At 62.2% G+C, this 12536-nt stretch carries 14 protein-coding genes and 1 tRNA gene; 5 read left to right on the top strand and 10 right to left on the bottom strand.

Annotated elements, in window-relative coordinates; genetic code table 11:
* Positions 1-22: 22 nt before the first annotated feature.
* Positions 23-787 (bottom strand): mechanosensitive ion channel domain-containing protein, encoded by a 765-nt coding sequence (locus QA600_RS10180; protein ID WP_278291826.1) that lies wholly within the window; start codon positions 785-787, stop codon positions 23-25.
* A 1-nt stretch (position 788) separates the two neighbouring features.
* Positions 789-1613 carry a diadenylate cyclase DacZ gene (gene dacZ / locus QA600_RS10175; RefSeq protein ID WP_278291825.1) on the bottom strand — a complete coding sequence of 275 codons (825 nt, stop codon included), beginning with the start codon at positions 1611-1613 and terminating at the stop codon, positions 789-791.
* Between the two features lie 153 nt (positions 1614-1766).
* Between dacZ and QA600_RS10170 the strand changes: the two genes are divergently transcribed.
* Positions 1767-2993: a type I restriction endonuclease gene (locus QA600_RS10170; protein ID WP_278291824.1), complete on the top strand. Its 1227-nt coding sequence runs from the start codon at positions 1767-1769 to the stop codon at positions 2991-2993.
* 117 nt (positions 2994-3110) lie between these two features.
* Here QA600_RS10170 and QA600_RS10165 read toward each other — a convergent pair whose 3' ends face one another.
* The 5 genes from QA600_RS10165 to QA600_RS10145 form a co-directional block, all read right to left on the bottom strand.
* Positions 3111-3599, bottom strand: coding sequence for a Pycsar system effector family protein (locus tag QA600_RS10165; protein WP_278291823.1), 489 nt, complete (start codon positions 3597-3599; stop codon positions 3111-3113).
* Between the two features lie 3 nt (positions 3600-3602).
* A complete protein-coding gene (locus tag QA600_RS10160; RefSeq protein WP_278291822.1) occupies positions 3603-4355 on the bottom strand; it encodes an adenylate/guanylate cyclase domain-containing protein in 753 nt (250 codons plus the stop codon).
* 395 nt (positions 4356-4750) lie between these two features.
* Positions 4751-4972, bottom strand: coding sequence for a hypothetical protein (locus QA600_RS10155; RefSeq protein WP_278291821.1), 222 nt, complete (start codon positions 4970-4972; stop codon positions 4751-4753).
* Positions 4973-5094: 122 nt separating this feature from the next.
* Positions 5095-5179: transfer RNA gene (locus tag QA600_RS10150), tRNA-Leu, on the bottom strand.
* Between the two features lie 46 nt (positions 5180-5225).
* Positions 5226-5399, bottom strand: coding sequence for a hypothetical protein (locus QA600_RS10145; RefSeq protein ID WP_169330925.1), 174 nt, complete (start codon positions 5397-5399; stop codon positions 5226-5228).
* Positions 5400-5652: 253 nt separating this feature from the next.
* On the opposite strand from QA600_RS10145, the gene QA600_RS10140 reads away from it, so the two are divergent.
* On the top strand, positions 5653-5961 hold the full coding sequence (locus QA600_RS10140; RefSeq protein ID WP_278291820.1) for a transcription initiation factor IIB family protein: 309 nt from the start codon (positions 5653-5655) through the stop codon (positions 5959-5961).
* Positions 5962-6100: 139 nt separating this feature from the next.
* On the opposite strand, the gene QA600_RS10135 is transcribed toward QA600_RS10140, so the two are convergent.
* The gene (locus QA600_RS10135) at positions 6101-6586 is read right to left on the bottom strand and encodes a phosphopantetheine adenylyltransferase (protein WP_278291819.1); all 486 of its coding nucleotides are present in this window, start codon (positions 6584-6586) and stop codon (positions 6101-6103) included.
* Positions 6587-6721: 135 nt separating this feature from the next.
* Between QA600_RS10135 and QA600_RS10130 the strand changes: the two genes are divergently transcribed.
* The 3 genes from QA600_RS10130 to QA600_RS10120 all read left to right on the top strand — a co-directional run bounded on the left by QA600_RS10130 (position 6722) and on the right by QA600_RS10120 (position 10922).
* Positions 6722-8980, top strand: a complete 2259-nt coding sequence (locus QA600_RS10130; protein ID WP_278291818.1) for an NADP-dependent malic enzyme — start codon at positions 6722-6724, stop codon at positions 8978-8980.
* Positions 8981-9059: 79 nt separating this feature from the next.
* Positions 9060-10478, top strand: a complete 1419-nt coding sequence (locus QA600_RS10125; RefSeq protein WP_278291817.1) for a PQQ-binding-like beta-propeller repeat protein — start codon at positions 9060-9062, stop codon at positions 10476-10478.
* 72 nt (positions 10479-10550) lie between these two features.
* The gene (locus tag QA600_RS10120; protein WP_005555833.1) at positions 10551-10922 is read left to right on the top strand and encodes a 30S ribosomal protein S8e; all 372 of its coding nucleotides are present in this window, start codon (positions 10551-10553) and stop codon (positions 10920-10922) included.
* Positions 10923-10986: 64 nt separating this feature from the next.
* Here the strand turns inward: QA600_RS10120 and QA600_RS10115 are convergent, their stop codons facing one another.
* Positions 10987-11211: a hypothetical protein gene (locus QA600_RS10115; protein ID WP_278291816.1), complete on the bottom strand. Its 225-nt coding sequence runs from the start codon at positions 11209-11211 to the stop codon at positions 10987-10989.
* 149 nt (positions 11212-11360) lie between these two features.
* Entirely contained in the window at positions 11361-12356 is a 996-nt protein-coding gene (locus tag QA600_RS10110) for a phosphate uptake regulator PhoU (protein ID WP_278291815.1), read from the bottom strand.
* Positions 12357-12536: the final 180 nt, after the last annotated feature.

Below are 12536 nucleotides of genomic sequence, written 5' to 3'. Positions count from 1 at the left end.
GGGTCCCGAAGCCAGCGCGGAACTACTCCCGAATCCGGACGATCCCGTCTTCGAAGACCTTTCGGTTGGGGACGATGTACTCCTCGGAGTCGTCCTCGATCTTCGTGACGAACAGATCGACCTCCTGGACGATCCCCGTCTGGTCGCCGACGCGAACCCGGTCGCCGATCCCGTATGGCTGGTTCAAAAGCAGGTAGATCCCGGCCGCGCTCGAGACGAGAAAGTCCTGAAACGCGTAGGTGCCGACGACGACGACTCCCGCCGCGTACACGGCAAGCAGAATCAACAGCGCGAGGATGTGGACCCCGATTTGTCCCAGCGCGATGATCAGGGCGACGTACAGGACGGTGTACTTGACGACCTTCGGGATGACCGCTACCTCGGGCAGTTTGACGCTGCGAAGGTACTCGCTGACGACCAGCTCCGATTTGTCCGCGACGATGAAGCCGACGATCATCACGAGCACCGCGACGAACACCTGCGGGATGAACTCCGTTACCCGGAGCCAGAACGCGTCGGTGTCCAGCAGCTGTGCGATGTGGATCGCGGTCAGGACAGCGATGCCATAAATGAACCACGCGCTCAGTCGGGCAACGATTTCGACCGTCGAGGTGCCGAGCGACTGGGCGGTCCGCTCGAAGGGGGTCCCCTCGACGGCTTCGGGAACCCCCGAGGCCGTCAGCAGCTCCTCGTTGAGCCGCCCAACCAGGTAGCCGATGACGACTCCGAGGATCAACACCGCCGTCGCTATTACCGCCGGCTCGTCGATGAGCGTCTGCCAGTCCATGTTAGTACGCCTCCGGATCGACCTCCAGGATGATCTCGCCGGCCTTGAACGCCCGGACGAGACCGTCGCTCTCCGAGAGCACGATCGCGATCGCGTTCGTGTCCCTGGTGATCGCCCCGCCGGCCATGTGGCGGGCGCCTAGCCCCTTCGGGATGTCGACACCCTCCGCGGAGGGCTCGAGGTACCGATACGCGGAGACGATCTTCCCCGCGTCGGAGATGACGAAAGCGCCGTCGAGCCGCGAGAACTCCTTCAGCATGACGTCCACGATCGGATCGCCGACGTGGACGTGGGACTTCTCGAACGGGTTGTACGACAGCGGTCGAGACTTGTTCATCACCTTTCCCGCGTCGCCGACGACGAACAGCGCGCCAACCGGTTTCCCCTTCTGTCCCTTTTGTCCGAGCTCGATCGCCAGCTCCAGTACCGACTTGACGACCTCCGGATCCGCCCGCGAGCGGGCGAACAGGTCGTAGATCCCCGTTCGTGAGTCGGCGTCGGCGCGAACGCGGGAGACGGTGTCGATGTCGTCGCTAAAGACGCTCGTCGCACACGCCAACGTGTCGCCGTCGTCGATGATATCCTGATCGAGCGCTCCCTCGAGCCCGAACCGGATCCGATCGGAGATGTTGTCGAACTCGAGGGGAAGCTCGACGAACGTGTCCGCGCCGACGTCGTTTTCGGTGCCGACGACCAGTAACTCGAAGTCGTCGTCCTCGTCCTCGAGGTCGGTGAACCGTTCGTAGTACGATCCGCTCGGAGAGAAGAGTGCAACTGCGTCGACGCCCGAAAAAAGATCACCGAACACATCGTCTAAGCCGGCCATTGATCATACAAGCCGCTTCCGCGCGAATAAGCGTTGTGGAGTGTCTGACGTCCGTCTTGCCAACGTTTGGCACGGTATCGAACGATCGCCGATCGGTGGACTACAACTCCGGTTTCCACTCCCTATTAGTAGTATCGTTAGTACGTAGGTCACATGGACGGGGACGACGTCGACGACTACGTGACGCGGTGCCGGCAGCTCATCGAGGCCTCACCGCAGATGGACGAAGAGAACACGAAGGTACGACTCGTCCAGCCGTTTCTCGAGCTCCTTGGGTGGGACTTTCTCTCGACGGAGGTTGAACTCGAGTACACGGTTCCGATGGCATCGGGCAGTACCCGAGTCGACTACGCGTTACTCGTTGGTGGGTCACCCGCCGTGTTCGTCGAGGCGAAACCCGTTCGTTCGGCTCTCACCGAAAGCGACGCTCAGCAGCTGAAAAGCTACATGCGACAGGAACTCGACGTCGACTGGGGAATCCTTACGAACGGGAAGGAGTTCGAGGTGCTGACGAAAAACCGCGAGCGAAGCGGCGGCGAGGAAGTTTCGGTCATCCAGTTCGATCTGGACGATCTCACCGAGAATCCTACCGTTCTGGAACTGCTTTCGAAAGAGTCGATTCGATCCGGACAGGCGGACGAAATCGCCGAACAGGTAGCCCGGACCAATCGAGCGATCCGACGACTTCAGGAGAACGAGGACGCCGTTACCGAGGCCGTTACGGACTCCGTCGGGGGTGAAGTCGGCGACCTCCCGATCGGCCTCGAGGAACAGGCGCGCGAGTTCGTTCAGAATCTCGTTTCCGTCCTGTCCGAACAGCGCCAGTTCGCCAGCGACGGACCACCGCTCGAGTCCGACCGGTCGACCAACGAGATCGTAGACGCGGACGAAACCGAGACTCCGGCGGAAGAATCGGTCGCAGCGAACGGTACCGGCGAACTCGCACCGCTCGAGAATCACGTCTCCGGGACCGTGTCGCGGGAGGAACTCGAGGGAGACGATTCGGCGACCGTCGCGGTGTTTCCGACTCGAGAGTCGGGACTGCCGTTCCTGAAGGAAAACGAAGCCTGGGGGTTCGTTCGGGTGGGCAGCGAGTTCGAGTACGTCGCGATGTACGTGACGGGGGACGTTCGAGAGGTGAAGTATCTCGCGAGAGTCGATGCAATTCTCGAGCCGGACGACGCCGATCTGTTGCGTGATCCGTTGGACTATCGGGACGGAGCGAAGATTGCGGACGGGAAGAAGGTGATCGCGTTCGAACCGGGCTCGCTCTCCGAACTCGAGGACCCGATACCCTACGATTCGAAGTACCCGCAGGGACTCCGATACACGACGCTCGGCGCCATCAGAGACGCGGAGACCACGGACGACGTTTTCTAAGCAGCTTCTCGAACGGCGGTTTTACTGCGCGAGACCAGATTCGAACCGGCAGACCTCTACGGGACAGTGTCCTAAGCACTGCGCCTAGATACTCGTTGGCGGTCAACGGCGGAGCACTCACCCAACCCAGAACATGGAAACCGTAGATAATGTAGCGAAAAACACAGTCCCCGCTGTCGAAACCAAAGAAATCTTCAAACGCCAATATTTGTTCGATGCGACTTCCGCTAACAAGCGATTCTCCTCCATTATCTCTCCCAACACTGCATCCTCGTCCAAATTCTTGATCTCAGACTTGTAATCATTGAGAGACTCCGCGTTGATGTTCTCCCAAAATAGCAAAGCCTCGCCAGAAGGCTCTGTCTGCGGGTAAATCACCCAGCCTGCGAACACCCCTGCGAGTAAGGTAGCCCCGATTGTCACCGCTGCGAGGACCTTGAACTCAATGCCGGCCCCAGCCCAGTTTCCGTCAAGGACGTTAACGAACAGTCCGAGAAACGCTAACTGCCCTGTTAGGAGGACAGACGCTTTCTGGTCAGCGAATTTGATGTACTCGTTCAGATGAGAGAGTGTTTGTGTCGAAAAATCAGTGGGCGGTGACGACATAGGTTACTCTTGCCAAATCCCGGTGAACTTGTAGTACTGAGCGGTGTCGTTCCCTTTCAGCGGACTTCCCCAGGTATACCCGTTGTGCTTACCAACATGTTCCACGTATTGTCCCCATCCGTTCTCGTCGTCTGAATACTCGTAGACGCCATCGTTCACGTAATGCTGGTCTGTTCCTGCCATCGCTTCAAGCTCTGACGCGATATTCGCACCAGTTGAAACTGCTGTTAACCGGTTCATCCGCTGGTTGCCGCTGTGAGCACCGATGCGTGAGATGTAGACTGTGTCGTACGCTGACCCGGTACTAATCGATATCGTCTCAACGTCGTTGTCTTCCAGTTTCGGATTGACATGGTACTTCAACGTCCATTTGACGGTAGCGATGTACTCTAACAGTGTTTTGACCGCATCTCCATCATCTTCACCTGCACCGAAATACGCGAGAATGCCGTCACCTGTGTTCTTTTCAAGTTTCCCATCGAAATCACGGACCAGTTCCATGATCTCGGGGATAAATACATTCAGCATGAACAGTGTGTCCTCGTCGTCATTTCTACTCATGTAGTTGCTGAAGTCGTTGATATCGACGAAAACAATCCCGAGGCGGTATTTCTTCGCAGAATGGATTGTGAGGTCTTCTAACGAGGGATTAGTTCGGCCTCGGGAGATTTCTTCAAGTCGCTCTTCGACGGTCTCTGCTCTTTCCTCAATTCGTTCGGTGATTTCCTCTTGATGAGAGTCCGGGAAATTCGGCATTCTGTTCTCTGACAGTTCTTATTGGAGGTTTGTATAGTTACGCGAAGCGTAGTGAAAGTATAGCTGTAGCTCGTTGGGATGGGAGCCGTTAGTTTACCTCGTCGGCAGGAGAGACACCCGGTTTGTAGAATCAATTGTTGCCAAGATCTTCTGTAACCACGCTCTCTCAAGTACATGGTGTGTAAGCCGCTGTGCTCATCTGTAGATGCGAATACCCGACGAGTTTGACCTGTGATTTCGTGAGCGAGAGATACTACTTGTTCCAAACAGAATCGGCTATTGGCGCAAGTATCGAGTTCTACAGATGAGCGCAGTAGAATTGGCCACCGATCCGGAATTGACGACTGAAGTAGCAGCTACCGCCACTTTGAATCGATACTTGTCCGATGGCGAAGTCAAAGAACGGAGGTATTGCAGCAGTCCTTAACGTCTACGAGTGGATAGCGATCACGGACATCCTCTAGGTTTTCTTGCGACTTAATGAGGTGTGTCAGCGCGGCGTCAATACCTTTCCTCATTGATGGATTATCGGACGAGTCAGCCGATACGATCTCTTCTGCCTGTTCAAGCAATCGCTTCCTTTCGTCGCTGAGTTGCAACGTGTCACGGTCAGTCATAGGACCTCAATGCGCGGGACCGGATTCGAACCACGGTCGTTCTGCTCACTTCGTTCGCGCCACTCCCTGATTCGAACCGGCCGTACGATTGCTGTCGCTCGCGAGTTTGCTCGCGACAGCAATGCGCGGGACCGGATTCGAACCGGCGGACCCCTACGGGACAGCGTCCTAAGCGCTGCGCCGTTGGCCTGGCTTGGCTACCCGCGCTCGTTCCCTGGTTTTTTCGAACCGAGTAAGAAGCTGTCGATCCGGCTCACTCGTGTTTGACCGGCTCCTCGGGCGACCAGTCCGGCGGAACGATGAAGGTGACGTGTTCTGCGTCGCGAAGCTGGTGGAGTTCGGCCGCCTGCTCGGCTAGAGACCGATCCCGGTACGGCATCTCGAGGCCGCAGCCGGTACACACCAGCTTGCATGTTGGTTCTTTCATGGGAGTGCGGACGGCCGGCCCGGTCGGAGCGGCGGACGTCGATCCAGGATTCAGCGGAGTGGGGCTTTAGTAGTCGCGTCCTAGTGAAATCCGCGGAGAACGGCCGTTTCGTTGAGTCGTTCGTAGCTGAATGTTGTCACGCCTAGCCGGCTATTGGAACTGCGAACCGAACCGGTGGGCCGGGATTACCGTTTCGAGTCGTGACCCCGCCGTGGGCCGCAGGTTTATTTCCGGCGAACGGGTACGGTGGGGTATGCATAGCGCCCGGGATCGCATCGAGTACGAACCTTGGCTCGAGGACCTCGAGCAGGCCGCCGACCGACTGGAGCTCTCGAGCGAAGCCCGATCGTGTGCGGCGGAGCTGTTCCTGCTCGACGTTCCCGAGGCCGATCGCTCGAAGCGAGCGACGCTGGCGGCGAGTCTCTACGCGGGATCGCTGGTCGCCAGCGACGGCCGAACCCAGAGCGACGTCGCCGAGGCCGCGGACGTCTCCCGGCTCTCGATCCAGTCGCGCTGGAAGGACCTCCTCGAGGAGGCCGGACTCGAGCCGCCCCGGTGGTAAGACCGGCCATCGCTCTCGGTGCGGACCGTTTCATCGTTTCTCTCGCTCGTAAGTGTACGATACGCGGCCGAAACCGAGCCGAACGATCAGACTACTGAACTGAGCGTGATAGCTGCGGCGAACGAATCGACACCGGTCGTCAGTGCTGCTCCGTTTCCGCGCCGCCCTCGAGAACGGTACCGTGCTCGTCGATCTCGCCCTCGACGATGCGGGTGCTCGAGATGATATCGCCGTCGTCGGCCAGGGCGTGGGGAACGACGACGATCTCGAGGGGGTCGTGGCCGCGCTCGTGGCGGAGTTCGTTGATCCGTTTTCCGCCTTCGATCGTCTCGGGCGAGACGACGAGGTAGTCGAACTGCGGTTCGGTCGCGATCCCCGTCGACTCCTCGAGGGGGCGGATTTCGAACGCGCGATCGTGTTCCTCGGCGAGAGGTTCGAACTCGTCCTCGAGAGTTCGCTTTCGTTCCTCGAAGGAGTTGACGTGTCGCTCGACGTGGCGAGTCTTCGGCGCGAGCTCGTCAGTCGTGAGTCCGACGGTTACGTCCCCGAGTTCGAACGCCCGCTCGAACAGTCGGCGGTGACCGTCGTGAACGGGGTCGAACGTCCCACCAAGCGCGACGTCCATACCCAACCCACTGGAGCGGTGCGTATAAAACGGTCGACTCCGAGAATCGCCGTCCCGCCGCGCTCGAGCGGTGTTCGACGATCGTCGATTGTGCCTTTCACATTGTTTTTAGTAGTGCCCCACAGTCCCACCGGTATGGGACTGGACGAGGACTCACTGGAGTATCACCGGACGGATCCGCCGGGAAAGATCGAAATATCGACGACGAAACCGACGAATACACAGCGGGATCTCTCGCTGGCGTACTCGCCCGGCGTCGCCGCCCCGTGTATGGAAATCGCCGACGACGAGACGGATGCCTACTCCTACACGGCGAAGGGTAACCTCGTCGGCGTCGTCTCGAACGGGTCGGCGGTGTTAGGCCTCGGTGACATCGGCGCCCAGGCCTCGAAGCCGGTCATGGAGGGGAAGGGAGTGCTGTTCAAACGGTTCGCCGACATCGACGTTTTCGACATCGAACTCGACGAGGCCGACCCTGAGGAGCTCATCACGGCCACGAAGATGATGGGGCCGACCTTCGGCGGGATTAATCTCGAGGACATCAAGGCACCCGAGTGTTTCACCATCGAGGAACGGCTCGGCGAAGAGATGGATATCCCCGTCTTCCACGACGACCAGCACGGCACCGCGATCATCTCCGGCGCCGCGCTCGTCAACGCCGCCGACATCGCGGGGAAAGAACTCGAGGAGCTCGAGGTCGTCATCTCGGGGGCGGGTGCGAGCGCGATCGCCTCCGCGCGGTTCTACGTCTCGTTGGGCGTCCGACGGGAGCACATTACCATGTGTGACTCCTCGGGGATCATCACCGAGGAGCGCGCTCGGGCGGGCGACGTCAACGAGTACAAGCGGGAGTTTGCCCGGGACCTACCCGAGGGCAGTCTCGCGGACGCGATGGAGGGGGCGGACGTCCTCGTCGGACTCTCGGCCGGCGGCATCGTCTCCCAGGAGATGGTACGGGCGATGGCGTCGGATCCGATTATCTTCGCGATGGCCAACCCCGATCCCGAGATCGGCTACGAGGAGGCGAAAGCCGCCCGCGAGGACGACGTCATCATGGCCACCGGCCGTTCGGACTACCCGAATCAGGTCAACAACGTGCTCGGCTTCCCCTTCATCTTCCGGGGCGCGCTCGACGTTCGGGCGACCGAGATCAACGAGGAGATGAAAGTCGCCTGCGCCAGAGCGCTGGCCGACCTCGCCCGCGAGGACGTTCCGGACGCGGTCGTCAAGGCCTACGGCGACGAGCCGCTGCAGTACGGCCCCGAGTACATCATTCCGAAACCCGTCGATCCGCGGGTGCTGTTCCGCGTCGCCCCCGCCGTCGCCGAGGCCGCGATGGAAAGCGGCGCCGCCCGCACCGAGATCGACCTCGAGGAGTACGAGGAACAGCTCGAGGCCCGACTGGGCAAGTCCCGCGAGATGATGCGGGTCGTGCTGAACAAGGCGAAAAGCGACCCCAAGCGCGTCGCCCTGGCCGAGGGAGAAAACGAGAAGATGATCCGGGCAGCCTACCAGATCCAGGAACAGGGGATCGCGATGCCGATTCTCATCGGCGACGAGAGCGAGATCCGCCAGACGGCCGCGAACCTCGGGTTGGACTTCGAGCCCCAGGTTGCTGACCCATCGGTCGGCGACTACGAGGAGTACGCCAACCGGCTTCACGAACTGCGCCAGCGAAAGGGGATCACCCGGACCGAGGCGGGCGAGCTCGTCGAGACCGACTCGAACTACTTCGGCAGCGTGATGGTCGAACAGGGCGACGCCGACGCCCTGCTGACCGGGCTCTCGTATCACTACCCGTCGGCGCTGCGTCCGCCGCTGCAGGTGATCGGCACCGCCGACGACGTCGACTACGCCGCCGGGGTCTACATGCTCACCTTCAAGAACCGCGTGATCTTCATCGCCGACGCGACGGTCAACCAGAACCCCGACGCCGACGTCCTCGAGGAGGTCACCAAACAGACCGGCAAGCTCGCGCGCAGGTTCAACGTCGAGCCCCGAGCGGCCCTACTGTCGTACTCGAACTTCGGCAGCGTCAACAACGAGGGAACCCGCAAACCCCGTCGAGCTGCTGCTCGGCTCCAGGACGACCCCGAGGTCGACTTCCCCGTCGACGGGGAGATGCAGGCCGACACCGCCGTCGTCGAGGAGATCCTCGAGGGCACGTACGGCTTCTCCGAGCTCGAGGAGCCGGCGAACGTGCTCGTCTTCCCGAACCTCGAGGCGGGCAACATCGGCTACAAGCTGCTCCAGCGTCTCGGCGGCGCGGAGGCGATCGGACCGATGCTCGTCGGGATGGACGAGCCGGTTCACGTCCTCCAGCGGGGCGACGAGGTCAAGGACATCGTGAACCTGGCGGGCGTGGCGGTCGTCGACGCCCAGCAGGACGAGTAGTCGAGTTCACGAAGTCGGAACCGGACACCGAGATTCTTTTGTGGGATCGATCCCTCGAATTTTCACAGAACCTCCCGCCATGCCACACCGATCCCAGTCTCCGGTCGCCGGCTCCGAATCGAACGGCTCGCGTCACCGCAGGCGATTCCTCCAGACCGCGGGCGTCGCCGCGACCGCAGGGCTCGCGGGCTGTGCCCTGTGGGAGCCGACCGACGACGACGAGCCCGGCGCGACCGGCGACGAACCGGACGTCGCCGACGACGTCTCGTCGTACGCGACTCACCCCGACGACGACGTGAGGATGTTCCGTCGCGGCCTGCGACGGCTCGGCTACTTCCCCGACGAGACCGTCCCCGACTCGGTCAGCGTCAACTGGTCGTTTCCGATCAACAACGTCGGCCACACCGCGGCGAAGTCGAGCCCGCTGCCGACGCCCGACGGCGAGACGATCGTGATCGCCGGCGACACCGGGTTCGTCCACGGCGTTCAGCCCTCCGGCGAACCCCGCTGGCTGACCGAGACGGGCGCGACCGATCTGGGCTTTCACGGCTCGCCGGCGATCGTCGACGACACCGCCTACATCGGCGGCTACGACGGCGACCTGTACGCGATCGACGTCGAGACCGGCGAGATCGTCTGGCGTACCCGGTCGCATGAACTCGAGGGGACGCTGGCGATCGGCTCGAGTCCTGCCTACTACGACGGGACGCTATACGTGATCGCCGAGTACGGGAGCCCCTCCTCGGGGGCGCTGTGGACGTTCGACGCGGCGACGGGCGAGCCCACCTGGCACGACGACCGCATCTGGGGCCAGCCCCACCCCTCGCCGACGATCGATCTCGAGACGGGCCGGATCTGTGCGGGCTCGAACGACGGCGTCGTCTACTGCTGGGAGTTCCCCGACCTCGAGTTCGCCTGGGAGTACCAGACCGGCGGCGAGGACGGTCCCGATGGCGAGGAGAGGGCCGACGGCGAGTTCAACCTGGGCGCGGAGATCAAGGGGACGATCGCGGCCCACGACGGCTACGGCTACGTCGGCTCCTGGGACGAGCGCTTCCACTGCATCGATCTCGAGGACGGAACCGAGGAGTGGACCTTCGAGTTCGAGAACCGATCGATGGCCAACCCCGCGCTCGATCCCGAGGAAGACGTCGTCTACACCGGGAGCAACGACGACCACGTCTACGCGATCGACTGCGAGACCGGCGAGGAGCTGTGGGCGACCGATATCGACGGCTCGATCATCGGCGCGGTGACCGCTACCGCCGGGACGATCCTCGTCGGCTCCTACGACTCGCACCTGTACGCGTTGGACAAGGAGACCGGGGAACGGCGCTGGCGGGTACAGAACCGAGGCCACGTCACGAGCGCGCCGGTTCCCCACGACGGTCGGATCTACTACGCCGAACGGGGCGTCTTCACGAACTACTGGGACGACGACGAGGAGACGATCCTCGAGGAGCCGGGCCACGCCTACTGTCTGGTCCCGGAGGAGTAAGCGTCAGCCGGCCGAAATCGCCGGCCGATCCGAAAGCGTGGATTCAAGTATCCGCCGGGCCGTTGTCCGGGTATGCAAAACCAGGGACGCTCTACGCGAAAGCGAACCGGTGGCCGACTGAAGAACGTCCGAAAGCGCCGCAAGAACGAACTCGGTCGACTCCCGACCGAGACGCAGGTCGGCGAGCCCCGCTTTCGCGTCGTCGACGTTCGCGGTAGCAACACGAAGACCCGCGCCCTCGCGACGAACGTCGCGAGCGTCAACAAGGACGGCGAGACCGTCACCGCGGAGATCGAGGACGTCGTCGAGAACGACGCCAACCCGAACTACGTCCGACGGAACATCATCACGAAGGGCGCCGTCGTCGAGACCTCCGAGGGCCAGGCCCGCGTGACGTCCCGACCCGGCCAGACCGGTCAGGTCAACGCCGTTCTCCTCGAGTAGATCGCGAAAACCGTTCTCTCGGGTACTCGCTCCGTGTAGCGACGGCGTTGCGAGGCGAAACCGTTCACCGCCACGCCTCGAGGTCGACGAACGTGTCTTCGGTCGCGGTCAGCCACGCCGTTCGCGTCACGTCGTTCGAGCTGTCGGCCGGGTAGACGGTCAGTCGATCCCGCCGGTTCTCCTCGCTGACGACGACGGCCGCGAGTCGTTCCGTCGTCGGTCTCGAGGGGGCAGCGTCGGTCGGTCGCTCGCGGGTCGGTTCGTCGTCGGAGGTCGTGGGTTCGTGCATGGTCGGTCTGGCACCTGGTGCCACGTCCGTTCGGAGGCGAGATCGGAAGAAAGTGATTGCTAGTTGTGGTATCGATCCCTCCGTACCCGTCACGTTCGGACAGTACGGGTCCGTATCGACGACCGCAGTGTGAGAGCCGGGACTCGAGCTCAGGGGCGCGGCGCCGCCTTCTGCAGTGCGGTCTCGGCGATGTTGCCGCCGTAGTCGGCGCTTCTGGACAGCGAGTCGACGATCAGCCCCAGCGACTGGGCCTGCACCGGCTCGAGATCCCGAAGGATGTCGTCGATGTAGCGGGTGTGTTCGTCGATTTCGAGGACGGCCTCGCGGGCCGCGTGGCCGAGCCGGTTCGCCTCCTCGGTCTCCTCGGCGAACAGCGCGTCCATCGCCTTCTCGAGGACGTCGGCGGCATCCGTCCGCAGGGCGATCAGCGCCTCGGCGACCTCCTCGGGGATCGCCTCGAGCTTGAGCGCGAGGTTCGAAATCTTGGCGGCGTGGTCGGCGACGCGCTCGAGCTGGCGGGCGCTCGAGTGGAAGTCGAAACAGTCCTCGCGGGGAACGCCGAGCTCCTCGGCGGCCCGGGGCGAGCGAAGCGTCGCCCGGAAGATTCGCGAGACGACCAGCCAGAGGCGGTCGACGTCGTCGTCGCGCTCGATGACGTCCTGTGCGATGTCGTCGTCGTTCTCGACGAGAGCGGTGACCGCGTCGGAGAGCATCGAGGTCGCGATCAGGCGCATCCGCGAGACGGCGTTGACGATCGAGAGTTCGGAGGAGTCGAGCAAGTCCTGGATGACGACGCTGTCGGTCGTCTCCTCGAGAACCTCGACGCCGACGAGGCTTTGGGTCGCATCGCGGATCGCGCGGCGCTGGTCGGTCGTGATCCGGGTCGCCTCGAGGCGGATGATGTCGAACCCGCTGACGTACATCGTCATCACCGCCCGGGTGAGTCGCTCGCCCTCGAGGTCGGAGACGTCGAGGGTTCCCTCCTGGCGGTCGACGTCGCTGGCCGGCGTCAGCAGCAGCGAGTCGTCCTCCGGATAACACTCGACGGTGGTACCGGCGCTGACGCCGTTTTCGGTCGCCCAGCTCTTCGGCAATGAAACCGTGTACGTAGAGCCGCCAGTCACCTGCACTTTGCGGGTTTCCATACCCCGGGGTTAGGTGCTGAACGTATAAACGCCACCGATCTATAGAGCCTCGAGCTGCCGGATCCAACCGTCGACCGGGGCCGTTCGTGCCGCCTGGCTCGTCTCGATGGCTTCCCCGATACTGTGAACTGGTGTCGAACATAGAAATATATAGAAAACATAGCAGGGTACTTAGACGCC

Origin of the sequence: Natronococcus sp. A-GB1, from assembly GCF_029688845.1 — an archaeon.
Taxonomy (GTDB): Archaea; Halobacteriota; Halobacteria; order Halobacteriales; family Natrialbaceae; genus Natronococcus.
Note: the sequence above shows the minus strand (reverse complement) of the source record. Positions and strands in the feature narration are given on the sequence as shown.

What these genes read in the sequence shown, in the direction of transcription:
- QA600_RS10165 (WP_278291823.1), bottom strand. Translation starts at nt 3,599, where the DNA reads ATGTCGTCACCGCCCACTGATTTTTCGACACAAACACTCTCTCATCTG.
- QA600_RS10130 (WP_278291818.1), top strand. Translation starts at nt 6,722, where the DNA reads ATGGGACTGGACGAGGACTCACTGGAGTATCACCGGACGGATCCGCCG.
- QA600_RS10160 (WP_278291822.1), bottom strand. Translation starts at nt 4,355, where the DNA reads ATGCCGAATTTCCCGGACTCTCATCAAGAGGAAATCACCGAACGAATT.
- QA600_RS10145 (WP_169330925.1), bottom strand. Translation starts at nt 5,399, where the DNA reads ATGAAAGAACCAACATGCAAGCTGGTGTGTACCGGCTGCGGCCTCGAG.
- QA600_RS10155 (WP_278291821.1), bottom strand. Translation starts at nt 4,972, where the DNA reads ATGACTGACCGTGACACGTTGCAACTCAGCGACGAAAGGAAGCGATTG.
- dacZ (WP_278291825.1), bottom strand. Translation starts at nt 1,613, where the DNA reads ATGGCCGGCTTAGACGATGTGTTCGGTGATCTTTTTTCGGGCGTCGAC.
- QA600_RS10135 (WP_278291819.1), bottom strand. Translation starts at nt 6,586, where the DNA reads ATGGACGTCGCGCTTGGTGGGACGTTCGACCCCGTTCACGACGGTCAC.
- QA600_RS10110 (WP_278291815.1), bottom strand. Translation starts at nt 12,356, where the DNA reads ATGGAAACCCGCAAAGTGCAGGTGACTGGCGGCTCTACGTACACGGTT.
- QA600_RS10170 (WP_278291824.1), top strand. Translation starts at nt 1,767, where the DNA reads ATGGACGGGGACGACGTCGACGACTACGTGACGCGGTGCCGGCAGCTC.
- QA600_RS10140 (WP_278291820.1), top strand. Translation starts at nt 5,653, where the DNA reads ATGCATAGCGCCCGGGATCGCATCGAGTACGAACCTTGGCTCGAGGAC.
- QA600_RS10125 (WP_278291817.1), top strand. Translation starts at nt 9,060, where the DNA reads ATGCCACACCGATCCCAGTCTCCGGTCGCCGGCTCCGAATCGAACGGC.
- QA600_RS10180 (WP_278291826.1), bottom strand. Translation starts at nt 787, where the DNA reads ATGGACTGGCAGACGCTCATCGACGAGCCGGCGGTAATAGCGACGGCG.
- QA600_RS10115 (WP_278291816.1), bottom strand. Translation starts at nt 11,211, where the DNA reads ATGCACGAACCCACGACCTCCGACGACGAACCGACCCGCGAGCGACCG.
- QA600_RS10120 (WP_005555833.1), top strand. Translation starts at nt 10,551, where the DNA reads ATGCAAAACCAGGGACGCTCTACGCGAAAGCGAACCGGTGGCCGACTG.